Raw genomic sequence first — 25,389 nt, 5'->3', positions numbered from 1 at the left:
AAGCCGAGTTCCTGCTCGGCTGATCTTGATTTTAGCTTTTAAAACCAAGTCTATGAAATTATTTTTTAAATTTTTGATTCTAGTAACTCTTTTCTGGTGTTCGCATACGGTTATTGCTCAGGATTCTTTAGTTAATTTAACGGATATAGAGTTTTCGGATGGTGATGCGGTAGATTCAAGTGCGGTGGTGAATTTTGATGATGTTGAATTTACAGATGGGACAAATGTAGATTCTACTAAAGATGTGCTTTTAAAAGACAGTACGCAAGTAGATTCGGTACAGACGGTTCTTCCTGGTTCAGACGAGGCCAATACTGAAGATTCTTCTCTTTGGGGCATATTTATCACAGGGGTGTTGGGTGGTTTTGCCGCATTCTTTATGCCTTGCATTTTCCCAATGGTTCCGCTTACAGTGAGTTTCTTCACGAAAAAAGCAGGTTTTCGTTCTAAAGCCATATCTCAGGCTTTCATGTATGGCTTGTTTATTATTGTGATTTATGTGGCTCTGGGCATGTTGATTACCATTGCTTTTGGTCCGGAAGCTTTAAATGAACTCTCAACCAATGGTATTTTCAATTTCTTCTTCTTCCTTTTATTGGTTGTTTTTGCTACCTCGTTCTTAGGAGCTTTCGAAATTACTTTGCCAAGTTCTTTTGTTAATAAAATCGATGCCAATTCAGACAAAGGAGGATTAGTTGGATTGTTCTTTATGTCAGCTAGTTTGGCAGTGGTTTCTTTCTCCTGTACAGGTCCTATTATCGGAACATTATTGGTGGAAGCAGCTACACGTGGAGAACGTTTGGGACCAGCTATCGGAATGCTCGGCTTCTCTAGTGCACTAGCTATTCCTTTTGTGCTTTTTGCAATGTTCCCATCCATGTTGAAATCTTTGCCAAAATCTGGCGGATGGTTAAATAGCGTAAAAGTGGTTTTAGGATTCTTAGAACTGGCTTTAGCCTTGAAATTCTTGTCGAATGTGGATTTAGCATACAACTGGAATTTCTTGGATAGAGAAGTGTATTTGGCTTTATGGATTGTGATTTTCGGGTTGTTGGGATTATATTTAATCGGCAAAATAAAATTCTCACACGACAGTACATTGGAATATTTGTCGGTGCCGCGTACGATTATCGCCATTTTGGTCTTCACGTTTGTGATCTATATGATTCCAGGAATGTGGGGTGCACCATTGAAAGCTATTTCAGCTTTCTTGCCTCCAGTTGGCACACAGGATTTTGATCTGACTTCGGGTATTACATCCTCAAACACTACAGCACATGTTGATGCTTCTTCGCGCAAGCATTACACCTATTTCCATAGCAAGGCAACGATAAAAGGCATGGATCCTTATTACGATTACGAAGAAGCTTTGGCCGCTGCTAAAGAACAAAACAAGCCACTTTTGGTTGATTTTACAGGCTGGAACTGTGTAAACTGCCGCAAGATGGAAGCTGAAGTGTGGAGCTCGCCTAAAATCAAAAACTTAATCAACACGGAGTTTATTTTGGTGGAATTGTATGTAGATGATAAAGTCTTGACGCTGCCAGAAAGTGAACATTATATTTCTCCGAAAACAGGAAAGAACGTCAATACAGTAAGCAAACGCAATGCAGACTTGCAAATCACCAGATTTGAGAGCAATTCGCAGCCGTTGTATGCTTTATTGGATTCTCAAGGAGAGTTACTAGTTCCAACAAGTGGCGCTGTATATGATATCGACAAATATGAAGCTTTTCTTCAATCTGCTTTAGAAAAGTTCAAATCAAAAGAATAGATTCAACCTAACCTTATAAACACAAAGCCCAATTGGAAACAATTGGGCTTAATTTTTATTTTTCTCGTGACCAAATCTCATATATCGGATCGCCTTTTGAACTTTTACCGCTATGATGCCAATCGCTCTTTTCTATTTTTCCATTGAAATCTAATGTAGCACCTACCCGTGAATTATCTCTTGAAAAGAATAAAATATTTTCTTGATAGTTTCCATCTTTAAAAGAATATTTACCACCTCCAGTTCCATAAAAGCCTTTTTCAGCAGGATTAATAGCTATCCATTGGAAATAGCCATCTACGAGGATTTTGATAGTTTTTCGGTTTCCGCGTTGAATCGTTTGGATGTTATCATTTGTTTTACGTCCCGTGATTCGCCATAGTCCATCGAGATCCTGTTTTTTAACCGATTGTTTTTGAAAAGGAAATCCATTGATAAGTAGGTTATTGGATTCAATTTCGAGCGGTAAAGAGAAGGTTTCTCCGACTTTTTCTGGAGACTGGTCGTCAAATTCATAACTAACAACCAAATTATTGTTTTCAATTTTGTACGTACCGCCTTGTGTGCCTTTGTAGGTATTATCGCTGTATATACTATGTGTTATATAGCCGTCGATCACCAGGATCAAATGATTGTCCTCGTTCATTTTGGCGAGGTAAGCACCGGATAAATCTTGCCCAAAACTATACGTAAGCGTACTTGCGAAAAAGAATAAAATTAAAAGTAAGTTTCTCATAATTAATGGTTTTGATGAAATTAAATATAGCCATTAATTTTTGGAGGAACAATTTCTCTTTGTTGTTTCGCTTTTTGTTAAAAGTGGTAGGCTGTTTCGCTTTTTGTTTCCGATAAGACGAAATAAGTCTGAACAGTATTTACTTGAGGAAGAACTGCCAATTTATGGCGCAAGAACATGTGATAGGATTCCATATCTTTAGTTGCAATACGTAACATAAAATCATACGAACCTGCCATTTGATAGCACTCCATTACTTCAGGAAATTTAGAAACCTCATTTTCGAATTCATTTAGTGTTTCGAACGTATGGGCTTTGAGGAATACTTGAGAAAAGGAGATTAAGCCTATTCCAATTTTATTTCTATCCAATATCGCAACAGTCTTTTTAATATAACCTGCTTTTTTAAGCTTCTTAACACGTTCATGAATAGCAGCTATGGATTTGTAGAGTTTCTCGGCCAATTCCTTGTTGCTTAATGTAGCATCTTCCTGCAATAATTTCAGCAATTTAATATCGGTAGGGTCTAAGTTCATTTATATATCAGGTTTTGATAATATTCAAAAATATCAAATTGAGATGAAATAACGTAATATTTACAGGTAAAATTTAAATTACCTGTAAATATTTAATTATTATAAGCTAAAATCGAAATATACTTTTGTGAGGTTTAAATACTGGATTTTCCTACTGTAATATCTAAACTTTGAGATTGAATGATGTGCGAGAAGAATTCTTTCAAATCCAAGTATTCATCTGGCAAAAATATAGGTTTGTTTATTAAGGATTGAATCTGAACAATTAATGTTCCTTCGCTTTCCTTTATAATATAAAGATATCTTGCAGATTTATCTGCAAGAGCCATATTAATGTTTTTGGGTTTGTTTTTAATGGTATAAGATGTTGGAAGTTTTATGTTTAAAATAAAAGACTCTTCTAAATTTGAACCCAAATCTACAGGATAAGACCTTTCATCGAGATTAAATGGATTTTTTGTGGTTTTTCCAGTGATGAACGGAATAAATTTTAGATCACCTCCATTTATATTTGCGAAATTTTTAAATTCTATTTCTTGTGTTTCAGTCAACATTTGTGATGGATCATCCAGGTTATGAATTTCGTGGTTATTAATTCTATAGTTGACTGTTTCTTCGTACACTTTTTCTTTGTACTCTTCCAATGAATTATGACTGAAAATTTCTTCTCGTCTATTGGTTGCTGAATATCCATTTCGCATAGAATTTAAGGTCCCTCGAAGCGTACCGTCTTCACTCAATTCGCCTGTAAAATCGTAGGAAACTCTGCTACTAAGAAGTGATTCTAATTTAACCCATTTATAGCCAGTTTTTTTAAGTAAATTTCCTTGATAATTTATACACCGAAGTGGTAAATTTCCAAATGGAGCATGTGCGTCTGAGGCATCTAATAAGTATTCTATCGAATCCAGCTCAATATGGGCAACTACATAATTATAATCTGTAATGGTTGGTCTGAATAGAGCAGGCATTCCATTATCCCTGGTAGAAAGAATTACTGGACTGGCATCAATATTTGCAGCTTGAAGAGCGGAAATTAAAGCGAGATTAATATCTGCTGTATTACCGCTACGTTGTTCTAGGGCTTTTTTTACACCATTATCTGTAAATAATCCATAGGACTTGTTCCATTTTATTTGGGATTTAATATAATTGTAAATGGCATTTGCTTTTGCATATGGAGTCATGTCGTCTTTGATAACGGTGGGAAGAATGGACTTAAATAATCCAGTTCTGCTCAACTCTTTGCCAAAATTATCAGCTCCATATAACTGATCGCGCACATTTTCCCATGTACTAGTGTAATTGTGTCTTGGACCGAAGGGAATAGAGAAGGAAGCCAATTCAAATGTTAGAGTTCCCATGAAATTTTTGGGTGATGTCATGTAATCTTCACGAATAAAAGCAGGAATATTTTTCGCGATATAAATAGTCTGTGTTCCGCGGACATCACCGGTAGATGTCACAATTTTGGTGTCGTAAGGTAGAGTTTTTCTTGTATCTAACTTGACATAACCTTTCATGTTCACGTTGTATTGGCATATTTCTGGGATCTCAGAGATAAACTCAGAATGTTTTTTAGGAATATAGCTTTGAAACTGCCAAGATTCTAAATTGTATAAAAAAGGAGATTCGGTCGTGTAACGAAGTTCAATGATAGAACCTTCTTTCACATTGGCTAAGGCGATCTTTACTGCATCCCGGTTTTCCGAAACTTTTTCTGTCAGAATATTTTTCTTCTCTAGGTCTATTTTTTCAATTTTTCCATCTTCTAATAGATTGTATGTTATTCCCTTTATACCATCTATTGTTTCTCTATTACTGTTACTTTTATATAATGGAACCGTGAAATTAGCATAATCCAAGCCCTCTTTATTTTTAATAAAGATTTTGGTATGATAATAAAATCTTAATACTAATTCTCCTTTGATGTCTTGGTATTCGATACGAGCTCTTCCGAATTCTTGTAGCACTATGGCTTCTGCGTGTGGAGCATAGGTATCTTGGTCGAAGTCTTCTTTTGAAATTTTTCCAAAAGAAAAATCTTGTGCCTTTACGTAAGAAAATAAAAGCAGCATGAATAATATTGATAAAAACTTGGGCATTTTTTTTTAGGTTATTATTGTTAAAGTTTAACCTAAAATAACATTATTTTTTATTTGTTGGTAAAAAAGTTTATTCGATATTTTCGTTATTATATTATAGTATATTTGTTTTTCAGATTTTATAAACCATACATTATATGAAAATTAATAAGCTTAATACGTTTACTGTTTGTGCAGCTTTAGCATTAGGGACATTAGCATCTTGTAATTCACAGAATAAAGAAGATAAAGATGAAGTCCATAATGCGGCGACCCAAGTTATACCTGAAGAAGCCAAAGATATTATTGGTCGATGGGATCTTACGGTGGAAAAAGATGGAAAGCAAGTTCCTTCATGGTTAGAAGTAAAATTATCTGGTTTCAGCACGTTAGTGGGTTATTATGTCGCTGATGCAGGTAGTGCGCGTCCTGTATCGCATATTAAATTTGAGAATGGGAAATTTTCTTTTGAAGTGCCTACGCAATGGGAAGATGGGACGGGGCTTATCAAAGTAGAAGGATCATTGGAAGGAGGCAAGCTAAAAGGAAAGATCATTAGCAATAAAGGTAATGAATATACATATGAGGGTGAAAAGGCTCCTTATCTAGTGCGTACAGCAGAAGGAAAATTAGGTACGCCAATTGAATTGTTTAATGGTAAAGATTTGACTGGTTGGAAGACTTCTTCGGATGACAATCAATGGGAGGTGAAAGATGGAATTTTAATTAATAAAAAAGCTGGTGCGAATTTAATTTCAGATCAAACTTTCGAAGATTTTAAATTAGAAGTAGAATTCAAATATGCTAAAGATGGTAATTCAGGAATTTATCTTCGCGGACGCTATGAAGTCCAAATTGAGGATTCTCCATTAGATAGACATCCAGGATCGTTGTATTTTAGCGGTGTTTATGGCTTTTTGACACCAAGCGAGATTGTGACAAATGGTCCTGACCAATGGAATAAATATGAAATTACATTGAAAGGTAGAATGGTAACAGTAGTGGCGAATGGCAAAACTGTTATCAGTAATCAAGAAATTCCTGGAATTACTGGCGGAGCTTTAAATAGCAAAGAAGGCGAACCTGGTCCAATTTATTTGCAAGGAGATCATACAGGTGTAGAATTTAGAAAAATTAAAATTACACCTATTCAATACTAACAAAAATGGCTTTGAAATCTCAAAGCCATTTTTTATACCCCTATTTGTACTACAACAATATCTTCATTATGATAAGCCGGATAATAAGAAGATATAGATCCCGAATTTTTGTAATCTCTCAATTCTTCATATAAGACTTCACGCAATCGGCCTTTTCCTTTGCCATGTATGAATTTTATCTCTGAAAAATCCCAATAAATTGCCGAATCAAGACATTCTCTAAAACGATCAATCGACAGCGCTAATAATTCATCCGCTTCATAAGATTGGAAATCGTCCACAAAAGCTTCTGCGTGTAAATCAACTGTTTTAGGAGGTTTAGGAAGTGTTCTCATCGACTTAAAATAAAAAGGGTTTGTCAGGATTATTGCGTAAGTAATCTAGTTTACTTTCAAACATTACAGCCATTTTTTGCGCGCGCCAAATGGCTTCATTTGCTTTTTCGCCTTTGAATAAGCTATTTACCGTAGTCTCAAAGAGTGATAACCATTGATCAAAATGAACTTTGCTAATAGGTAAATGCGCATGAGGAGGAAATGGTCTGCCGTCATAGGTGTATTCATCTAACAAAATGGTTTGCCAGAATCTGTACATTTTTTCCAAATGTTGAGGCCATCTGTCTTGGATGTTTTGATTGAAAATAATACCAAGCATATCATCTTGTTGGATCTTTCCGTAGAAAGTGTCCACCAATAGCTTTATATCCTCCATATTTTCTATATCTCTCATGTGCTAAACGGTATGATGCAAAGTTGATGATTTTTACGCAATACCTCGTCATGAAGCTGTAAATAGATTAGGATTTAATAATGGCTACAATTTCTTTAAATACTCTTTGTTCGGCATGTTGTAATGGAGTGATTCCGTCATGATCAGGAATATGCATATTTGCGTCAGCATCTTTTAGTATCTGCACTATTTGTTGATATTTGAGGCTGCCGTCTCCTAGAATAACAGCTTCCATTAATCCCGTCCAACCTAATCTGTTGATATGATCTATAGGAAAATCCTTTGTGTTAGCAAGTAATTTGACGGTTTCAATATGACCACGTTCGCAGGCAGGTATCAAAGCTGTTCCATAATATCTATTAAAAATGTCAAACCTGGCTCCGTTTGCTAAAAATAGTTCGACCAATTTTGTTTGACCAGTTGCACCAGAATAAAGAAATGCACTGTCTTTATTGTTTGCTTGTTGATTGACATTCGCGCCCTGAATAACAAGTAATTTAGCCATTTCATAATTTCCCTCGATTGTCGCTAAGAGTAACAATGAACGACCTTCATCATCTATAGTATTAATATCAAATCCTCTTTGGATAGCATTAACCACAGCGATTGTATCATTTTGATTTATGGCTTTTATAACATCTTGTTTTGTCATTTTTGCAGATGAAGAGTTTAAATTTTGTTGCGCTTCGCAAGATTGCAAAGTGAATATAAAGCTAATTAGAATTAAAAATAGTTTAGTCTCCATATCCTTATTTCTTAAATAAAAGTATAAGACTTCAAAAAGATAACTTGAAATTAGATATTTTGTTTTTAGATGAAATGAAATCATCTGGACGAGCCTCAAATCTTGCAATTTTATTTTTCTCGAATATGTAGACATACGTTTTTGATGAGTAGTGAAAATTATCTTTCAATAAATCAGTAAGTTTTAAATTTTATACAAATAAATATTTGGAAGTAATCAAAAACGCTGTATATTTGCATCACAATCAACAAAGGTGATATCTTTTCGGGGTGTAGCGTAGCCCGGTATCGCGCCACATTTGGGATGTGGAGGTCGTAGGTTCGAATCCTGCCACCCCGACAAGAAAGCTCTAACGAAAGTTAGGGCTTTTTTTGTACTAAGGTTTACCTATTTATTTAAAATTCTATCCTAAACCAATTTCTGTATATCTCTACGAATGCATAGAAATGCTTATTAAATTTTTACTAATACTTCTTCTTCTTTAGGGGCATAATACCAATTATGCCTTCTGGTATCTTGTATAATACAAGATATTAACATATCCTTATCAAGAATTAACATGTTTGAGGCTATTTCACAATTCTATTTAATAATTATATAAATTTATAGCCTGATTATATAACCAATAAGAATCAAAGACTTTATTAACACGAAATGACCTAAAGAAAATCTATGCCTTATTTAATAAGTGTTAAAAAAACATTTATTATTAATTATGAAAATTTAATCAATCTATAGTTACCAATTATGAGAGACAAACTTTACTTAAAAACAAGCCCGTTTAAGCGATTGTTGTTATCCTTGATGTGTTCCTTGATGATTCTTTCATCCTATGCACAAGAAGATTTGATACGCATCGCTGGTGTGGTCACGGGGACAGATGGCCCACTATCAGGAGTTACTATTTCCTTGCAAGCAGGAAGAACATTAGGTTCTACTGATGTTAAAGGGTATTATGAATTTGAGGTTCCTCGAACCGCCACAGTGATTTTTAATCACCTCGCTTATGAAAAGACAGAGATTAAAATCACGGATTATAAACCAAACTCGACAGGAGTTTATGTCATTGACCTAGCTTTAAACGAAAAAATAGGTAATGAAATCGATGAAGCCGTCGTTGTTGGATTCGGTACACAGAAAAAAGCGTCGTTAGTGAGTTCGATTACTGTGGTTAATCCCAAGGAACTAAAGGGGCCAAGTTCCAATTTGACCACCATGCTTGCTGGACGTGTTTCAGGTATGATCGCATACCAGCGATCGGGAGAACCAGGTGCAGATAACGCACAATTCTTTATTCGTGGTTTGGGATCTTTTGGTTCAGGAAAAACTGATCCATTGATCTTAATAGATGGTATTGAGTCTACAGCAACTGATATGGCTCGTCTTCAACCCGATGATATTTCGGCATTTTCTGTATTGAAAGATGCAACTGCAGCAGCTGTATACGGTGCTCGTGGTGCAAATGGTGTTGTTTTGATTACCACTAAGACCGGTGCTCAAGGTAAAACAAAATTTATGGTTAGAACGGAAGGGAAGTTGTCTACTAATACGCAGCATATTCAGCTGACCGACAATATTACCTACATGAACTTGGCAAATGAAGCTGTCTTAACAAGACCCACTCCAAAACCTTTGCCTTATTCACAAGCTAAAATAGAGCATACGATTAGAGGAACTGACCCTTATTTGTACCCAAATAATGATTGGGTAGATATGTTGATCAAAGATTATACATTCAACCAAGGCTACAATTTAAGCGCAAGTGGTGGTGGTAATAGAGTACGCTTCTATGTGTCAGGAACATATAATGCTGATAATGGTATATTGAAAAAACATGGAACAAGTAATTTCAATAACAACATCAAATTAATTAACTATTCATTACGCTCGAATATCAATATTGACTTAACTAAAACTACAGAAGCTCGTGTAAATCTATATGGACAATTTGATGATTATAATGGACCTATTCGCGATGGTGCAGAATACTTTAGAATGGCATTATGGTCTAATCCAGTTCAATTCCCCGCAGTTTATCCAGCAGAGTATCTTCCATATATCCAACACCCCTTATTTGGTGGATATGTGGTAATGGATGGTGTTAATACGAATGGTTCATTATTAACTAATCCATACGCAGAATTGGTTAGGGGATATAGACAATATAATCGTTCCACATTAATGCCACAATTGGAGATCAAACAAAATTTAGATTTCCTTACAAAAGGATTGAATTTCAGAACAATGGCTTATGCAAAGCGCTACTCGTATGGTCAGACTTCTCGCTCATATAACCCATTCTACTATTCGGCAAGATTAGATCCGGCTGATTATACTGTGGATTTAAGTGTAATCAATGACGGTACCACTGGATCTGTAGGACAGGTTGGCCAAGAATTTTTAGGATATGGTTCATCAGGATCGGATATCAATTCTACTTTATATTTAGAAGCTGCTGCTAACTATGCCCGCAATTTTGGTAAACATGATGTATCGGGTATGTTGATTACCTTATTCCAAGATTATAAAATTGCACGAGATAATATTACTTCACTACAATTAGGTCTTCCTCGTCGAAACAATGGTCTTTCAGGGCGTTTTACATACGGTTATGATAATCGTTATTTAGCTGAATTTAACTTCGGTTATAATGGGTCTGAACGTTTTCACGAATCAAAACGTTTTGGTTTCTTCCCTTCATTTGGTTTAGCGTATAGAATTTCGAATGAGAATTTCTTTGAATCGCTAAAGCCTGTGATTTCGGATATGAAATTAAGAGCGACATATGGTATTATTGGTAACGATGCAATAGGTTCGGATACTGATAGATTTTTTTACTTGTCAGAAGTTAATATTGGAAATGGAAACTATAGCTCTACGTTTGGTTACGATTACCAATATAGTAGGCCTGGTGTCAGTGTGAGTCGCTATGCAAACCATGACATCGCCTGGGAACAATCCCGACAAATTAACTTAGGTTTTGATATGTCATTTTTGAATGGAAGTATCAATATCGTAGCAGACGCATATAAAGATTATAAATCAAATATTCTAGAATCTAGATCATACATCGGTACAACTATAGGTCTTCAAGCAACTCCTATGGCTAATACGGGTAAAGTAGAAAAACAAGGTTTTGATATTGCGATAGATTACAGCAAAAGCTTATCTACAGGATGGTTTTTCCAATACAGAGGTAATTTAACATTTGCCCAATCTAAGATCACAAAACGGGATGAGTTGCTGTATCCAGAAAATATGTCATATCGATACCAAGTTGGGCATTCGGCAGCACAACAGTTTGGATTAATTGCAGAACGCTTGTTTATTGATGAGTATGATGTTGCTAACTCTCCAATCCAACAATTCGGTGATTATATGGCTGGGGATATCAAATACCGTGATATGAATGGGGATGAGATGATTACTTGGAATGATGCTGTGCCCATTGGTTATCCTACTTCTCCTGAATTGATTTATGGATTTGGGGGTACAACAGGGTATAAAGGTTTTGATTTCTCATTCTTCTTCCAAGGTTCGGGTAAATCTTCATTCTTTATCAATCCAGAAAACATAACGCCATTCGTCCATAATGTTAATGCTGGCGCTCAAAACGGTTTATTGACTGCGATTGCTGAAAGTCATTGGTCTGAAGAAAACAGAAATATGTATGCTTTCTTCCCGAGATTGAGTGACTATTTTGTAGGTAATAACAACCAACAATCTACTTGGTGGATGCGTAATGGCGAATTCTTGCGTCTAAAAAATATTGAATTAGGATTTAATGCGCCTTCATCTTTGTTGGATCGCTATAAGTTAGGTTCTGTTCGTTTCTATGCCAATATGATGAATGTATTTACAATTAGCAATTTTAAGTTGTGGGATGTTGAGATGGGAGGTAACGGTTTAGGTTATCCAATTCAACGTACATACAATTTTGGTATTCAAGCAAATTTTTAATTATGAAAGCGAAAAAATTAAAGAAATATATCACGTTAGCTTCTGTGTCAGCTGTATTGTTGAGTACAACGAATTCTTGTAAGAATTTTTTGGATATTGTGCCTGATAACGTTGCTACAATAGAATATGCATTTAGATTACGTGTAGAAGCTGAAAAGTACCTTTTTACACTTTATAATTATATTCCCAAAGAAGGCAATGTATGGAATAATCCAGCCTTTCTAGCGGGAGACGAAATATGGATTCCTTATCAAACCAGTATTTCTCCATGGTCTTTCGAGATCGCGAGAGGTAATCAACGTGTGACTGATCCCTATGTGAACTATTGGTATGGGAACTATGATGCTAACAGAGGTTTGTATCAGGGTATCAGACACTGCAATATCTTTATTGATAATATGTCTGATCCAACTTTAGTCCCTGATATTAGTTCTTCGGAACGAGCTCGTTGGATTTCGGAAGCAAAATTTTTGAAAGCTTATTTTCATTTCTATTTGATGCGTATGTATGGGCCTATTCCAATTATGGATGATGATATTCCGGTAAGTGCGCCTAAGGAAGTGATGGATGTTCCGCGTAATTCCGTGGATGAATGTGTAGAATATATCGTTAATTTACTGGAGGAATCTTATTCCGATTTACCAGATCAAATTGTTGACCGACAAAATGAATTGGGTCGTATTACCTTGCCGATTGCTAAGGCGGTGAAAGCACAAACTCTATTGCTAGCAGCAAGTCCTTTGTTTAATGGTAATCCTGATTTTTCAAGTTTGAAAAATAAAGACGGTAAATTCTTGTTTCCACAGCAGTTTGACCAAACTAAGTGGGCAAGGGCAGCAGAAGCAGCGAAAGATGCTATAGAAACTGCAGAAGCTAATTTACATTCGTTATTTACATTCACACAAGGGGGTAACTTGTCTATTTCTGATGTGACTAAATTGGAATTAACATTGAGACAGGCTGTGTGTGAAAAATTTAATGAAGAACATATTTGGGCGGATCCAAATAGCCGTACTTGGGATTTACAACGTGATGCGATGCCTCCATTGAGTGCAGAAGAAAATCACAATGATAACCGTAAAATTTTCTCTCCGCCATTGAAGATTGCGAAGATGTTTTATACCAAAAATGGTGTGCCTATTAATGAAGATAAAACATTGAATTTTAATGATGATACGGAATTGCGTACAGCTACACAAGACGATAAATATCGTATCGAACCAGATTTCACAACAGCAAGATTGCATTTTGATCGTGAACCTAGGTTTTATTCTTCATTAGCTTTCGATGGTGCGCGTTGGTTTAAATACGATACTCCAGGATATTCTGACGAAAATTCTAAAGTAGTTCGTAGTAAAAGACCAGACTATGCTGGTAGTACACACGCATTTCACTTTAATGAAACAGGCTATTTTATCAAAAAACTAATCGATTGGAATCAGGTAACTACAGCTTCGGGGGTAACATATAAAGAATATCCTTGGCCAAAAATTCGTTTAGCAGATTTGTATCTGATGTATGCAGAAGCCTTAAACGAATCCGAAGGTCCGGGCAATGAAGATGTCTTTGTGTATTTGGATAAAATCAGAACTCGCGCCGGATTAAAAGGCGTGAAGGAGTCGTGGACAAATTTTTCTACCAACCCTAATAAGTTTACAACAAAAGAAGGGCTTAGAGAGATTATACGTCGTGAGCGTTTAATTGAGCTAGCATTTGAAGGTCAACGTTTTTGGGATTTGAGAAGATGGAAAACAGCTGCGGTATCCTTAAATGAACCTATTACAGGGTGGAATATGCAGGGAGAAAACACAGCCTCCTATTATGTGATCAGAACAGTGTATAATCAGCGATTTATCGCGCCAAGAGATTATTTCTGGCCTATTAGTGAAAATACGGTAATTCAGAACTTGAATCTTGTTCAAAACTATGGTTGGTAGTAATAATTTATATATCATGAAGAAATTAATTTTAGGAATAATGATGCTGTGTAATATAGCATTGTTGACAACTTCCTGCGAAGAAGAGAATATGCTAAACCCCTTGGAATCAAATTCTACTCCTCCGGGTAAAGTAACGAATGTGCAGGTCTTGAATAAAAAGGGGTTATCAGTTTTGACTTATAGCATACCTAACGATAAAGATTTGTCGTACGTAAAAGCTGAATATGTACTTCCAAATGGTTCAATACGATCAGTTATAGCTTCTTATTATACGAATCAGCTAATTGTCGATGGATTTTCAGAGCCAGGAACGTATAAAGTTAAATTATACGCTGTTAATCGTTCAGAGGTAGCATCTGAACCTACAGAAGTGACTGTTACGCCTGAAGAATCTCCTATTTGGGATATCTATCGTTCTTTAGCAGTACAACCTTCATTTGGCGGTTTGCAATTAAGAGCTGAAAATCCAGACCGTGCTAAAATCGCAATATTGATCATGGAAAAAAATGAATACGGTGAGTGGGTGGCTGATCCAAATAGTGTGTATACTTCTACGGACAAAATCTTGGCGACTATGCGTGGTATGGATACAATCTCTCGTGACTTTGCTTTCGTGGTGCGTGATCGTTGGTTGAATTACACAGACACATTGTATACACAAATCAAACCTTTGTACGAAACGGCTATTCCTAAATCTGGTTATCGTGGTTTTAGATTGCCAGGTGATGCGCCAAATCATACTTCCACATCACATGCAGGTATGTGGGATGGCGATATTATGAACTGGCCTCGTATTTATATGACTCAAGCAGCTATTTCTGGACCACATTTCACGACAATTGATTTGGGTGTCTTATCGAAGCTCAGCCGTATAGTGATTTGGGATTATCCAGAATACTATAATGGACGTACTTATTATTACAAAGGAAACTTAAAAGAGTTTGAAGTTTGGGGTTCTGATAATCCTCCGGCTGATGGATCGTGGAATAACTGGCATTTATTAGGGTCTTATAACGCGACTAAGCCTTCGGGATTACCATTCGGTCAACAATCGGATGAAGATTACCAAACTGCTGTAAACGGCTTCAATTGGGAATTTGATATCACAGCGCCAAAAGTTAGATATATCCGTATCAGAAGTACAAAGAATTGGGATGGATCTTCTTATATGGCAATTGGAGAGATTCAAGTATATGGTGACCCTAGATAATTAAATACTAAGTTATGAATAAGATGAATAATCATAGAATATTTACATGTGTAGCCGTGTTATTGTTTGTAATAGCTGCTGCTTCGTGTAAAAAAATGGACGATTATAAGAAATATATCGAAGATAAACCTGTAATTAATTATACAGGAAAAGTAGATTCTGTCCGTGTATTTTCTGGTAAAAATAGAGTCTTAATAAAAGGCTTATTGGTGTCTGATCCAAAAATCAAAGAGGCGAGAATCTATTGGGATGGCCGTAGAGATTCGCTTGTAGTTCCTATTTCCAGAACTTCAGGAGTAGATACCTTAAAAGCTGCTATTGCCAATCTAGAGGATCGTGTCTATAATTTTGAAATTGTAACATATGATGATCTGGGCAATAAGTCAGTCAAAGTATATGCCTTTGGAAGATCATACGGTGAAAATTATCAACTTTCGTTAACCAATCGTCCTATCGCAACGAACAGTTTGAATACAAGAACCAATACTTTTGACGTTACTTTCGGTAATGTGGATCGTACATTGGGAATATTTGCTACAGAGTTGAAATACATTGATTTATCAGGGCAAGAGCAAGTTAAGAGAATTAAAATTGACGAAAATGCGTTGAGCTTATCGAATGTGAAAGTAGGCGAACTGATGTCTTATCGTAGTTTATATCTACCGGATACATTATGTTTGGACACGTTCTACACGGATTATACACATTTTAACCCTGCCTTGAAGTTTGAGTTGAAGAATGGAACTTTTCCTTTTGCTCGTGAAGCTTGGGACGGAAGTAGATGGGGGAATCCTGCAGATTGGACTGTAAATGCAGCAACACGTAATGCAGGAAATAATACCTACGGAGGTTATGAACTGCGTTCAGGAAATGGAGCCTTATCTCTTGAAGGGGGCTGGGGACTTCCTGCTGTAGTAAATGGAAAAATCTATCAAAGTATTGAGTTGCCTGAAGGTAATTATAAGATAACAGTCGAAAAGTATGAAAAAGGTGCTGCAGGAGTGGTGAATCTCGTGGTGTCAGAAGGAACAGAAATTCCAGATGAGGCTAACCTAGCTACACAAGCTATAGCATATTCCAGCTTTGCTGCCGGAACCTTGAGTAAAGAGATGAATTTTACCATTACCAAAGGCGGGACTTATCTAATCGGTTTCTTAGGAAATATGCCAAATACGGGTTCTTATTTCAAAGTATTGGGTAATATCCGCCTAGAAACGCGTTAATTAAAAAAACCAAATTATATCTTAATCAATCAGAATGGCTTTGCCTTTCTGATTGATTAAGTTTTTTATCACCTATACATTCTAAAAATGAATAGATTTTTACTTCTAATATCTTTAGTTTTTTCCTTTGCATGTGGCAAAACTAATAATCCTCAACCTGCGCCTGATGAAGGTAATGAACCGCCTGCTCCAACCATAGAGTTACCCAAATTGGCTAGTACAACATTGCTAAGTGTAAGCACGACGAAAGCTACTCTAAAGTCTAAAGTCGAAAATACAGGTGGGGCATCTATTACAGAACGGGGTATTTGCTGGGCTATACACAATACTCCTACGGTAAATGATTCTAAAGCACGTCCAAATAGTGTTTCGGGAAGCGGAGAATTTGAAGTAGAACTAACGGCTCTGGAAGGTGGTAAGACATATTATGCGAAATCTTTTGCTTCAAATAGTAAGGGAAGAGCATACGGTCCTGTTTTTGAATTTAAAACAGATAGTTACGAAGATGCTAAAATGGCTGTAACATCAGTATTGTTCTACAAATTAAATAGCATGGAAGCATCCTCTAAAATCGAATCAACCGGAGGTGCTAATGTGTTAGAAGCAGGGGTGTGTATTTCTCATAATCAAAATCCGACGATAAACGATACTAAAGTTATTGCATCCAAAATTGAGAATGAAAGTTTCAAAGTTGATGTTAAAAACTTGGAATTAGGTAAAAGTTATTTTATTCGTTCGTATGTCACTACGGTTAAAGGCACATTTTATGGTAGCCAAGGTAGTTTTCAAACGTATAATAAAGGAAAGATTACGGTGAACTATCACAATCAGTCTAATATTCCTGCCGATGTATTTGCACGTCTTAAAGCTATGGCAGACCATGGTGTCCGCTTACTGGAAGAACATACGAGTATTGTAAAAACAGTAACTATAGAATATAATACGGGAGTAGCGACTGCTGATGCAAGTCTTTCGGGTTGGATGAGATGGGGAAGCAATGTTTCTTATCAGAAAGCAGGAACTTTTTTACATGAATTTGCACATACAATCGGTGCAGGAACTTCTTCTTATTGGACAAATACCTTAATAAAAAATGGAATCTATACGGGGACCAATGCAAATCTTGCGTTGAGAAAAGCGACCAATGATCCAAGTGCGCAGTTAAAAGGAGATAATCAACATTTTTGGCCCTATGGTATTAATGGAGCGCACGAAGATACAGGGCGAGATTCAGATTATGTTATTACCTGTTTGATTATAGAAGGTTTTAAGCGTGATGGAGTGCCAATTAATTAATTTGTAGGTTATCATAATTATATCATTAAGTCCTTAGCCAATGGTTAAGGGCTTGTTTTTTTCCAATCTTTATCATTATACCAGCGTTACGCATTGTAGAATTTTCTTAAATTTAGATATGAAATCAATGCCTACGGAATTACAGCTTCAACAACTGCGTCAGCATATTGAAAAAATATCCCCAATAGCTGATGAGGAGTGGGATGATTTTAGTTCGGAATGGTGCTGTGTTAGATTCCCAATGAAAACAATTATTACACTTCATGGACAGGTAGAATCGTACCTGTATTTTGTGTTAGAAGGTGTACAGAGATCTATCATGTTTCTCCAGATGGGCGTGAAGCTAATATTATTTTCTCGTATCCATTCTCATTCTCGGGCGTGGTTGATTCTGCGATGACACAGACCGCTTCGTCTTATTTTTTGAAACGCTGAGCGAGAGCATATTTTTGCGCATTCCAGTAGCTAAATTTGTACATTTTACTGAAAAGTATACTAATGTATCTAAGTTTGTACAGCTTGCATTATCTCATAACATTAAAGGTCTATTGCATAGACTTGTGGAAATTCAAAGTCTGAAATCCGAGGACAAATTCAAATTATTTATGCAAAGAAGCCCTCACATGCTTCATATTATACCTCATCGCTATTTGGCAAACTATCTTGGTATTGACCCGACGAATTTTAGCAAACTCATCAATAAAGTTCTGATTTAACATCTTTGCTTACTTTCCTTGCCAATGTTTTCAAATCTTGGTATTCACCAAGATTTCTGAGGAAAAGCCATTCTATTTTTGCTAGTATGAAGAAGGAAAGTAAAATATTAAATTATTTAGGACATGTAACAGTTGCTTTGTCCTTATTAAGTTTGGCTTATGTAGCTTTAATGGCTTGGGTTAATCCTTATCAGGTAATGCTTTTGGTGGGAGAAAAATTATCTAACACCGATTCAATGAGCTCGATACGAGGTGTGTATGGAGGAGTGGGGCTATTTTTAGTTGGTGTTTTGGCTTGGTTTTGGAAAAATAATCTTAAAACAAGTTTGCAATTGTTGGGATTGTTTTGGTCTTTATATGCTTTATCAAGAATAGTCACATGGATGGTAGAAGGACCTTTAGGAGATTTTGGAAAACAATGGCTAATGATAGAATTGTTTTTAGGAATGTTAAGTCTATTGTTGTCGGCTGTTATAACGCAAAAAGAGCCGAAAAAGTCAAATAACTTAGCTCATCAATAAAGTATTCTTGATTACTTAATGTTGGATTTTATCGGATTGTGATTTAAAATAAAGTTCTTCTTTTTATATAGAAGAACTTTATTCTTTTCTAATAGGATTATTACAATTTATATGATAACAATTTTAAGAAATTGTCCTATTTTAAACATGAAATAGGGGGATGGTTACTTCGTAGTAAGCTTACGTACTCCTACTAACTTAAACCTTTACTAACAGTTATATTATGCGTATTTATTATTATTTTATTGCTTTGCTATTTGGTTTCCATACTTCGCAGGCACAACAACAATCTAAAGATTCTTATAAATTAGTTTGGTCCGAAGAATTTAACAAAGATGGAAAGGTAGATGAATCCACATGGAATTATGAAAGAGGTTTCGTGCGTAATCATGAAGATCAATGGTATCAAAAAGATAATGCTTATTGCAAAGATGGTTATTTGATTATTGAAGTTCGTAAAGAAGAAAAGCCTAATCCGACTTATGAAGAAGGAAGTGCCTCTTGGAGCAAAGCAAAAAAAATGATTAAATATACTTCTTCTTCTTTAAATACTTCAGGGAAGAAACAATGGCTGTACGGAAGATTCGAGATGCGTGCAAAAATAGCAGTGGGCTCTGGATTATGGCCTGCATTTTGGACATTGGGGGTGGATAAGGAATGGCCATCTAATGGTGAAATTGATATTATGGAATATTATCGCGGAAATATATTGGCAAATATCGCAAATGGAACTACCAAAAGATGGTCTGCAGAGTGGCACAACGGTATTAAATCTGTAGAATCTTTAGGTGGAAAAAAATGGGCGGATGAATTTCATGTATGGAGAATGGATTGGGATGAAAAAGAAATTGCTCTGTATGTAGATGATGTCTTAATGAATAAAGTTGCTATGGAAAAATTGGTGAATAAAGATGGTACGGGATTCAATCCTTTCAAGCAGCCGCATTATATCTTAGTTAATTTTGCATTAGGAGGAGATAATGGCGGAACTATTGATGAATCCTTATTGCCTGCTCAGTATTTAATCGACTATATTCGCGTGTATCAAAAGAACTAATTTATACCTATCTCTACGCCAAAATTAAACCCCTTTACTAAAATTTGGTCTGTTTATTGTAAGTAAGCACCAAAGAAAGGGAATATATGAAGAGATTTATTACATATGCTTTAGTAGCAATAATTGCATTATCCGTAACATCGTGTTATACAAATGGGCGACATGCGCATGGTCATTTGCCCCCTGGTCAGGCCAAAAAGATTTATGGTGACAAGTCTGCTAAAAGACATGCTCCAGGACAAAAGAAGAAAAATAATAAGAAGAGCAAAAAGCCAAAACATCATAAACACGATGTCTATTATGTGCCAGGATATAGGTATTAAAAGCAAGAAATCCTTTCTATTTTAGAAAGGATTTCTTGCTTTTTTAGAACACTAAAAAATTAACAATATTCATCAAAAGCTGCAATCAAATTATCTGCAATCATTTGAGCTGGACGACCTTCGATCATGTGTCTTTCGATCATATGAACTAATTTTCCATCTTTAAATAATGCCATAGCTGGTGAAGATGGAGGGTAAGGCAACATATATTGACGTGCTTTATCTACAGCATCTTTTTCCATACCTGCAAAAACAGTGACCAATTTGCTTGGTTTTTTACCATTTTCAACAGCGAAACGAGCTGCAGGACGAGCATTCGCAGCTGCACATCCACATACGGAGTTTACTACTACAAATACAGTTCCTTCCGAAGGAATAGCTGCATCAACTTCATTTACTGTTTTTAATTCTTGGAAGCCTGCATCAACTAACTCTTGACGCATAGGAGCTACTAAATATTCTGGATACATTATTTTTGAAATTAAATAGTTAACAACAATAATTATATCACCAATCTTCTTAGATTTTTGATATGTACAAATATACTTGGAATTAAAAGTTTATGCAAGAAGCAATCCTCAACCTAATGTCAGAATTGAAGGATAAAAGATGATTTGTTGATTTCGATCTATTCAAATGCTTTGTGTATGGAATGCAGTAATAAAAGATTCTTTCGAGTATTTAGAAAGTTTGTGACTCGAGGTTTATAGATCCTCAATATTTGCTAGTGTATATAAAAAAACAAAAGGATATTGAGCTTCAATATCCTTTTTGTATTTAGGTAGATGTATTTTATTTATATAATCGAATGCGTATTTGAATATTCTCTTTGGTGTCAAAAATTAACGAATCCTGCATCGAACGTACAGAAAAACCACTAGTATTTTCTTTAATACTATTCTTTACAAGATTTATTTTATCAAGAAGATCTTGAATAGGATGTGTTGTGTTAAGTTTTTTCATAAGTATGATAATAGATTGGCTATCTATATTACTATATACAAATATACCACCTAACCCCGATTATTTTAAATACCTAATTGTGTGTAATTTTTATTATGAGTTATAATAATTTATTGAAACCACTAGCTAAATACCATTTTAACGATCGGTAATAATCATGTACTCTTTCTTCATTTTCTATATTCGGAATATAGCAAGTGAGCCCACAATATTTATTGATTATATATCCATTAAATTTAGCGGTATTAGCTTTATAAATAACCGCTTGATTTATTGCTGATTTTAAAGATGCAACATTTTGATTGTTATAATTGGTTTCAATAAAATCTAAAAAATCAAACGCTATAAGCGGATTACTGAAACGATCAAAATCCATTCGTTGTATTTCGTCCCGATTAAAATCTTCATGAATAGGGTTTTGAGCAGTCAAAACTTGTTTTGTGATATTGGCAATGGCTTCTAATTTCGAAGCGTCTACAACAGAAACAGTAGCGGATTGAAAATTCCCTGATAGCGCATTATAATGTTCATAGTACTTCTGAGCAATGTTTGAATAAGCTTGTGTCCCTTCTTCAAATAAGTTATTTACAATTTTGTTATAAGGCATTCCATTGGATATAACTTCACCGGGAGAAGCAATAAAGTATTTTGCTTTATCTTTTATTTCATAGAGTACTTCTAGACTTGCCATGGAACAGGCATCAAATAGGATAAAATCAAAATGATTTGTGGGTAAGGCACTGCTTAATTCTTTAATATCCATTTCGTCGCCACCGTCATTGCCAAATGATTTTAATTTTATTGGCCCGACATTAGCGGGAATCCATCCTGTACCATGTGACCATAAAATTAATCCATAAGATTTAGCCTCATAATTTTCTTTTACTTCCGTGATTACTTGACGTAAAATGGTTGGATCAGATGAATTGTGATTTGAATAATCCTTAATTTTTCTTTTACCTTCTTTTTTAGATATCTCATACAGGGCAGCATTAGAACCTGGTAGTTTTGCATAGACTAACAAATTACCATTTACTTCGCCAATGTTCTCTTTGATCTGATCTATATTGTTGTTTGCGTCAAGTGATAGGTTGTTATTAGCAGCAATATAAACCAATACCGTACGAAAAGGTTTTTCTTTATCGGGAGAAGATGAATTAGGTTTACAGCCGATAAATAATGCTATTATAATAATAGTAGAATAATATGATTGGAACAACTTCATAGAATATGTTAAGTTGGATTATGAGTAGATGATGATTGGTTTGTAAATCTAGTACAATTTACGCATTAATCCTCTTCTTATAAAATGTAGTTCAATAAAAAAGGGTGGCTAATGCCACCCTTTTATTTTATTTAATATTGAATATTAAATGCCACTGTTTTTAACAACAGGTACATAAATATATCCAACACATTCAGATGCTTTAGCATCAGAAATACCATCATTGAATTTATTAGTGACAGTCACTTTATAAACAATTGTGATAGTTTGTTGGATGTTCGCACCATTATTAGTCCATACAGCTTGGTTGTTAGCGTATGAAGCAGAAGCGTTAACTAATGTTAATGGAGTTAAACCGTTATGGTTAGAGATTAACCCTGCATAAACACCTTCAACTGTTACGTTTGTTAATGTTGCTGCTGTTTCAGTTCCACCTACATATCCTACACTGTATTGAGTTAACAATGAGTTTGTTGTTACAAAATTAGGGCTAACAAAGTCAAAGATTTTACCTCCGTTAAAGTCAAGAACTTGTACAGCTCTGCGTAAATCTAATTTAGATGTATTATCAGATGTTACTTCTTTATCGATTAATTGTACTTTACCCCAGTTTGCAGCAGTTCTTTCTTTGATAACCAATGGTTGTACTGGATTTTTAAATTTAACAGGGAACGTAGTTGTTTTGTATGTAGCACCGTTCAATTTAGTTGTGATAGTTACATTAACTTCGTCACCATTGATTTTGTTTCTAGCAGCTTGAATGGTTTCATCTAATTGGATTTGTGCATTATTTGAGTTGCCATTTACAACTGTAATTCCTGAGATTCCTGAGATGCTAAATTCGAATGTAGTATTAGCAGCACCAGCTACAGGAGTTGCAGGAGTTTTTGTCCAGTAATTCCACAAGTCAGCATCTAGTTGCCAATTATTACCTCCAATGTTAATTCCGTTAATAATACCGAATGATTGTGTATTATCCCAGAATGTAACTTGTTTAGTTAATGATTGGATGTTGTTCGCAGTTACAGTTAATGTAATTTTAACATTTACTTCTGGATTAGCAGGGTTAGAAGATGTGTATTTACCTGTGATAACATATGTACCTGGTAACACTTGGTTGCCTAATGTAATTTCGAAGTTGTTTGAGTTAGGAATAGCAGCTGCTATTGGTGTTACAGTTATTGCTGCAGCTCCTACACCCGAATATGCAGCGCCATCTTTTGTTATTGATGAAGTGCTATAAGAAGAAGTAGGATAATTAGTGTTGAATGTAGTTTGATTCATTCCTAATCTATTGTATGCTGCATCAAATGTACTTGGCTCTTGGAAGCTTACATTTAATGGAGTAGTTGTACCTACAGCAGTCATATTGAATGAAGCTGTTCCATTAATAGATACAGGAGTCACTGGAGTATTAACAAGTTCGATTTTTACAAAACGAGTTGCTAATAATGTGGTTCCATTTGGCGCATACATGTCAACTTTTACAACTGGTGTTCTATTACCAACTGCTGCAGCTGTGTTGTAGAATCCTGGTGTTCTTTCCGCTACAGAAATTTTTCCATTATCCAATTTAATATCGTCAGCGTAATCATTACCTCCTGTGCCATATGGAGAAACTTTCGTGAATTTTAATACGTATCCACTAAGTCCATTATCATCCATTGAGATAAGTTGTGGAGTTGTAAAGTTTCTTACGAAAAATCCTTTCAATTCTTTATTTAAGTCAATAGCACCTTTATAAGAGTATGAGGACAAATTAGGACGTTGAGCAGCAGGTAGTTCACGTTCAGCATTTTCGTAAATGTTCAAAGTGAAGTTTGCTTTTGTTTTAGCGTTAAGGGTACCTGTTGAAACACCAGTAAAAATGCCATTAGATGCACCTTGATCACCAATAATTGTATTAATGCTAGCATTTGCATTTGTGAAATAATTTGGTGACGCACCAATAGCTTGGAAATTAGTTTGAGGAACTATAATTTTTCCGTCAGTAGTTTTCTCATGACGCTCAATAGTTACTTCATTAATGTAAACGATTTCTTCTTTAGCTAAATTGTACTCAGATACAACTCTACTTTGTTTTTCTCCTGTGCTACCATCTGCTTGATTTGCTTTTTTGTTTAATACTCTTAAGGCTAAATGTAATTTGTTCGCAGAAGAATTCGCTGGGAATAAATTGTTAGCTTGTGGAGTTGCAGCAATAGTTACTTCACTGAAAGTTTTATTAATTGTATTAATAGAAAATTGTGCTAAATTATCTCCGCTACTTCTAAATACTGGAGCATTTGTTGCTGTTTGAGAAACTAAACCTTCAATATCATAGAAGTTAGGGTTAACACCAAATGGATTTAATTTGTATGTAATCAAACCAGCACCTTGCATTAATGTAGTTCCATGAGTTGAACTACTTGCAACAATTCTAGGGAAAGTTAATACAGGGGTATTATTTTCAATAAAGTTTGGTAATAGCGCGATACTTGTAATAGCGTTTTTCTCTTTACCTATGAATATAGTGTCACTAGGTGCACCTTTTGAGTCGGTAAATACAACATTATATCCTCCTTCAACATTTACTACAGTAATTTCGCCTGGGTATGCTAATACACCCGTATTAACTCCATTGATGAACCAATATTGTTTGCCACCTTCAGGTTTGATCTCTGGAGTTGCACCATTTTTTCCATCGGCACCATTAGCACCTGTTGCTTTTACATTAGATGCCGTCCAAGTTGTTCCGTTTGTAGAACTTTCCCAGAAATTTGTTGTAGGGTTAATTCTCCATTGTGTACCTGGTGATCCAGCTGCACCAGCAGGACCTTGTGCACCTGTAGCACCTGTAGCACCTGTAGCACCATTTCTAATAGAATAGTTTACAGTTGATCCATCAGGTTTTTTAAACACGATATCAAATCCACCTGTTACAGAAGTAACGGATTGAACTACCATGTTTGCTGCTAATGATTGTAATTGAGTTTTCAGAGCTGCAATATCAGATGTATTCTGCTCAATGCTTTGCTCAAGTCGTGTGATGTCGTCATCATACTTCTTACAGCCTTCTAATACTACCGAGCTACTAATAGCTACGGCTAAGGCTAGTTTGGATAGATTTCTAATTTTCATATTCGCTTTTTGAGATTAGTTCGAATTATTTTAATTAATGTTTTTTATTGGGTGTTCTTAATTTTATTTTG

The 25,389-nt window shown here is 35.4% G+C and carries 20 protein-coding genes and 1 tRNA gene; 12 read left to right on the top strand and 9 right to left on the bottom strand.

What is annotated here, in order from left to right; genetic code table 11:
* The first annotated feature begins 52 nt into the window (after positions 1-52).
* On the top strand, positions 53-1,774 hold the full coding sequence (locus H8B04_RS05070) for a protein-disulfide reductase DsbD family protein (RefSeq protein ID WP_190301663.1): 1,722 nt from the start codon (positions 53-55) through the stop codon (positions 1,772-1,774).
* A gap of 55 nt (positions 1,775-1,829) precedes the next feature.
* On the opposite strand, the gene H8B04_RS05065 is transcribed toward H8B04_RS05070, so the two are convergent.
* The 3 genes from H8B04_RS05065 to H8B04_RS05055 all read right to left on the bottom strand — a co-directional run bounded on the left by H8B04_RS05065 (position 1,830) and on the right by H8B04_RS05055 (position 5,124).
* Positions 1,830-2,510 carry a hypothetical protein gene (locus H8B04_RS05065; RefSeq protein ID WP_190301662.1) on the bottom strand — a complete coding sequence of 227 codons (681 nt, stop codon included), beginning with the start codon at positions 2,508-2,510 and terminating at the stop codon, positions 1,830-1,832.
* Positions 2,511-2,587: 77 nt separating this feature from the next.
* A complete protein-coding gene (locus tag H8B04_RS05060) occupies positions 2,588-3,046 on the bottom strand; it encodes an Lrp/AsnC family transcriptional regulator (RefSeq protein ID WP_165291656.1) in 459 nt (152 codons plus the stop codon).
* Positions 3,047-3,180: 134 nt separating this feature from the next.
* A complete protein-coding gene (locus tag H8B04_RS05055; protein ID WP_223815280.1) occupies positions 3,181-5,124 on the bottom strand; it encodes a DUF3857 domain-containing protein in 1,944 nt (647 codons plus the stop codon).
* A gap of 164 nt (positions 5,125-5,288) precedes the next feature.
* On the opposite strand from H8B04_RS05055, the gene H8B04_RS05050 reads away from it, so the two are divergent.
* Positions 5,289-6,290: a 3-keto-disaccharide hydrolase gene (locus H8B04_RS05050; protein WP_190301660.1), complete on the top strand. Its 1,002-nt coding sequence runs from the start codon at positions 5,289-5,291 to the stop codon at positions 6,288-6,290.
* Positions 6,291-6,322: 32 nt separating this feature from the next.
* Here H8B04_RS05050 and H8B04_RS05045 read toward each other — a convergent pair whose 3' ends face one another.
* From H8B04_RS05045 to H8B04_RS05035, 3 genes are all read right to left on the bottom strand, one after another.
* Positions 6,323-6,625, bottom strand: coding sequence for a hypothetical protein (locus tag H8B04_RS05045; RefSeq protein ID WP_165291653.1), 303 nt, complete (start codon positions 6,623-6,625; stop codon positions 6,323-6,325).
* Positions 6,626-6,629: 4 nt separating this feature from the next.
* Positions 6,630-7,019 carry a group III truncated hemoglobin gene (locus H8B04_RS05040; RefSeq protein WP_190301659.1) on the bottom strand — a complete coding sequence of 130 codons (390 nt, stop codon included), beginning with the start codon at positions 7,017-7,019 and terminating at the stop codon, positions 6,630-6,632.
* A gap of 67 nt (positions 7,020-7,086) precedes the next feature.
* Entirely contained in the window at positions 7,087-7,764 is a 678-nt protein-coding gene (locus H8B04_RS05035) for an ankyrin repeat domain-containing protein (RefSeq protein ID WP_190301658.1), read from the bottom strand.
* A 265-nt stretch (positions 7,765-8,029) separates the two neighbouring features.
* On the opposite strand from H8B04_RS05035, the gene H8B04_RS05030 reads away from it, so the two are divergent.
* The 10 genes from H8B04_RS05030 (at position 8,030) to H8B04_RS04985 (ending at position 20,010) form a co-directional block, all read left to right on the top strand.
* Positions 8,030-8,103 (top strand) — tRNA-Pro (locus tag H8B04_RS05030).
* A gap of 408 nt (positions 8,104-8,511) precedes the next feature.
* Positions 8,512-11,724 (top strand): SusC/RagA family TonB-linked outer membrane protein, encoded by a 3,213-nt coding sequence (locus H8B04_RS05025; protein WP_190301657.1) that lies wholly within the window; start codon positions 8,512-8,514, stop codon positions 11,722-11,724.
* 2 nt (positions 11,725-11,726) lie between these two features.
* On the top strand, positions 11,727-13,661 hold the full coding sequence (locus H8B04_RS05020; RefSeq protein ID WP_190301656.1) for a RagB/SusD family nutrient uptake outer membrane protein: 1,935 nt from the start codon (positions 11,727-11,729) through the stop codon (positions 13,659-13,661).
* Between the two features lie 16 nt (positions 13,662-13,677).
* Positions 13,678-14,874 (top strand): DUF5000 domain-containing lipoprotein, encoded by a 1,197-nt coding sequence (locus tag H8B04_RS05015; protein ID WP_165290615.1) that lies wholly within the window; start codon positions 13,678-13,680, stop codon positions 14,872-14,874.
* A gap of 14 nt (positions 14,875-14,888) precedes the next feature.
* On the top strand, positions 14,889-16,097 hold the full coding sequence (locus tag H8B04_RS05010) for a DUF4998 domain-containing protein (protein ID WP_165290616.1): 1,209 nt from the start codon (positions 14,889-14,891) through the stop codon (positions 16,095-16,097).
* A gap of 87 nt (positions 16,098-16,184) precedes the next feature.
* Positions 16,185-17,393, top strand: coding sequence for a hypothetical protein (locus H8B04_RS05005; protein ID WP_190301654.1), 1,209 nt, complete (start codon positions 16,185-16,187; stop codon positions 17,391-17,393).
* Between the two features lie 118 nt (positions 17,394-17,511).
* Positions 17,512-17,793, top strand: coding sequence for a hypothetical protein (locus H8B04_RS05000; protein ID WP_190301653.1), 282 nt, complete (start codon positions 17,512-17,514; stop codon positions 17,791-17,793).
* Positions 17,794-18,195: 402 nt separating this feature from the next.
* The gene (locus tag H8B04_RS04995; RefSeq protein WP_190301652.1) at positions 18,196-18,630 is read left to right on the top strand and encodes a DUF4345 domain-containing protein; all 435 of its coding nucleotides are present in this window, start codon (positions 18,196-18,198) and stop codon (positions 18,628-18,630) included.
* Between the two features lie 223 nt (positions 18,631-18,853).
* Complete coding sequence (locus H8B04_RS04990; protein WP_190301651.1) at positions 18,854-19,687, top strand: glycoside hydrolase family 16 protein; 834 nt, start codon at positions 18,854-18,856, stop codon at positions 19,685-19,687.
* An 86-nt stretch (positions 19,688-19,773) separates the two neighbouring features.
* On the top strand, positions 19,774-20,010 hold the full coding sequence (locus tag H8B04_RS04985) for a quinol oxidase subunit 4 (RefSeq protein ID WP_190301650.1): 237 nt from the start codon (positions 19,774-19,776) through the stop codon (positions 20,008-20,010).
* A 59-nt stretch (positions 20,011-20,069) separates the two neighbouring features.
* Here the strand turns inward: H8B04_RS04985 and H8B04_RS04980 are convergent, their stop codons facing one another.
* From H8B04_RS04980 to H8B04_RS04970, 3 genes are all read right to left on the bottom strand, one after another.
* Positions 20,070-20,480 carry a BrxA/BrxB family bacilliredoxin gene (locus tag H8B04_RS04980; RefSeq protein ID WP_190301649.1) on the bottom strand — a complete coding sequence of 137 codons (411 nt, stop codon included), beginning with the start codon at positions 20,478-20,480 and terminating at the stop codon, positions 20,070-20,072.
* A 593-nt stretch (positions 20,481-21,073) separates the two neighbouring features.
* Positions 21,074-22,198 (bottom strand): clostripain-related cysteine peptidase, encoded by a 1,125-nt coding sequence (locus H8B04_RS04975; RefSeq protein WP_190301648.1) that lies wholly within the window; start codon positions 22,196-22,198, stop codon positions 21,074-21,076.
* A gap of 144 nt (positions 22,199-22,342) precedes the next feature.
* On the bottom strand, positions 22,343-25,318 hold the full coding sequence (locus H8B04_RS04970) for a hypothetical protein (RefSeq protein ID WP_190301647.1): 2,976 nt from the start codon (positions 25,316-25,318) through the stop codon (positions 22,343-22,345).
* Positions 25,319-25,389: the final 71 nt, after the last annotated feature.

Origin of the sequence: Sphingobacterium litopenaei (assembly GCF_014692495.1) — a bacterium.
Taxonomy (GTDB): Bacteria; Bacteroidota; Bacteroidia; order Sphingobacteriales; family Sphingobacteriaceae; genus Sphingobacterium; species Sphingobacterium litopenaei.
The sequence above is the reverse complement of the archived record's forward strand: the minus strand, read 5'-3'. Positions and strand labels throughout refer to the sequence as shown.

Bases quoted from the DNA above. Each gene is read 5' to 3' on its own strand.
- H8B04_RS05070 (WP_190301663.1), top strand. From the start codon at position 53: ATGAAATTATTTTTTAAATTTTTGATTCTAGTAACTCTTTTCTGGTGT.
- H8B04_RS05065 (WP_190301662.1), bottom strand. From the start codon at position 2,510: ATGAGAAACTTACTTTTAATTTTATTCTTTTTCGCAAGTACGCTTACG.
- H8B04_RS05060 (WP_165291656.1), bottom strand. From the start codon at position 3,046: ATGAACTTAGACCCTACCGATATTAAATTGCTGAAATTATTGCAGGAA.
- H8B04_RS05055 (WP_223815280.1), bottom strand. From the start codon at position 5,124: ATGCTGCTTTTATTTTCTTACGTAAAGGCACAAGATTTTTCTTTTGGA.
- H8B04_RS05050 (WP_190301660.1), top strand. From the start codon at position 5,289: ATGAAAATTAATAAGCTTAATACGTTTACTGTTTGTGCAGCTTTAGCA.
- H8B04_RS05045 (WP_165291653.1), bottom strand. From the start codon at position 6,625: ATGAGAACACTTCCTAAACCTCCTAAAACAGTTGATTTACACGCAGAA.
- H8B04_RS05040 (WP_190301659.1), bottom strand. From the start codon at position 7,019: ATGAGAGATATAGAAAATATGGAGGATATAAAGCTATTGGTGGACACT.
- H8B04_RS05035 (WP_190301658.1), bottom strand. From the start codon at position 7,764: ATGGAGACTAAACTATTTTTAATTCTAATTAGCTTTATATTCACTTTG.
- H8B04_RS05025 (WP_190301657.1), top strand. From the start codon at position 8,512: ATGAGAGACAAACTTTACTTAAAAACAAGCCCGTTTAAGCGATTGTTG.
- H8B04_RS05020 (WP_190301656.1), top strand. From the start codon at position 11,727: ATGAAAGCGAAAAAATTAAAGAAATATATCACGTTAGCTTCTGTGTCA.
- H8B04_RS05015 (WP_165290615.1), top strand. From the start codon at position 13,678: ATGAAGAAATTAATTTTAGGAATAATGATGCTGTGTAATATAGCATTG.
- H8B04_RS05010 (WP_165290616.1), top strand. From the start codon at position 14,889: ATGAATAAGATGAATAATCATAGAATATTTACATGTGTAGCCGTGTTA.
- H8B04_RS05005 (WP_190301654.1), top strand. From the start codon at position 16,185: ATGAATAGATTTTTACTTCTAATATCTTTAGTTTTTTCCTTTGCATGT.
- H8B04_RS05000 (WP_190301653.1), top strand. From the start codon at position 17,512: ATGAAATCAATGCCTACGGAATTACAGCTTCAACAACTGCGTCAGCAT.
- H8B04_RS04995 (WP_190301652.1), top strand. From the start codon at position 18,196: ATGAAGAAGGAAAGTAAAATATTAAATTATTTAGGACATGTAACAGTT.
- H8B04_RS04990 (WP_190301651.1), top strand. From the start codon at position 18,854: ATGCGTATTTATTATTATTTTATTGCTTTGCTATTTGGTTTCCATACT.
- H8B04_RS04985 (WP_190301650.1), top strand. From the start codon at position 19,774: ATGAAGAGATTTATTACATATGCTTTAGTAGCAATAATTGCATTATCC.
- H8B04_RS04980 (WP_190301649.1), bottom strand. From the start codon at position 20,480: ATGTATCCAGAATATTTAGTAGCTCCTATGCGTCAAGAGTTAGTTGAT.
- H8B04_RS04975 (WP_190301648.1), bottom strand. From the start codon at position 22,198: ATGAAGTTGTTCCAATCATATTATTCTACTATTATTATAATAGCATTA.
- H8B04_RS04970 (WP_190301647.1), bottom strand. From the start codon at position 25,318: ATGAAAATTAGAAATCTATCCAAACTAGCCTTAGCCGTAGCTATTAGT.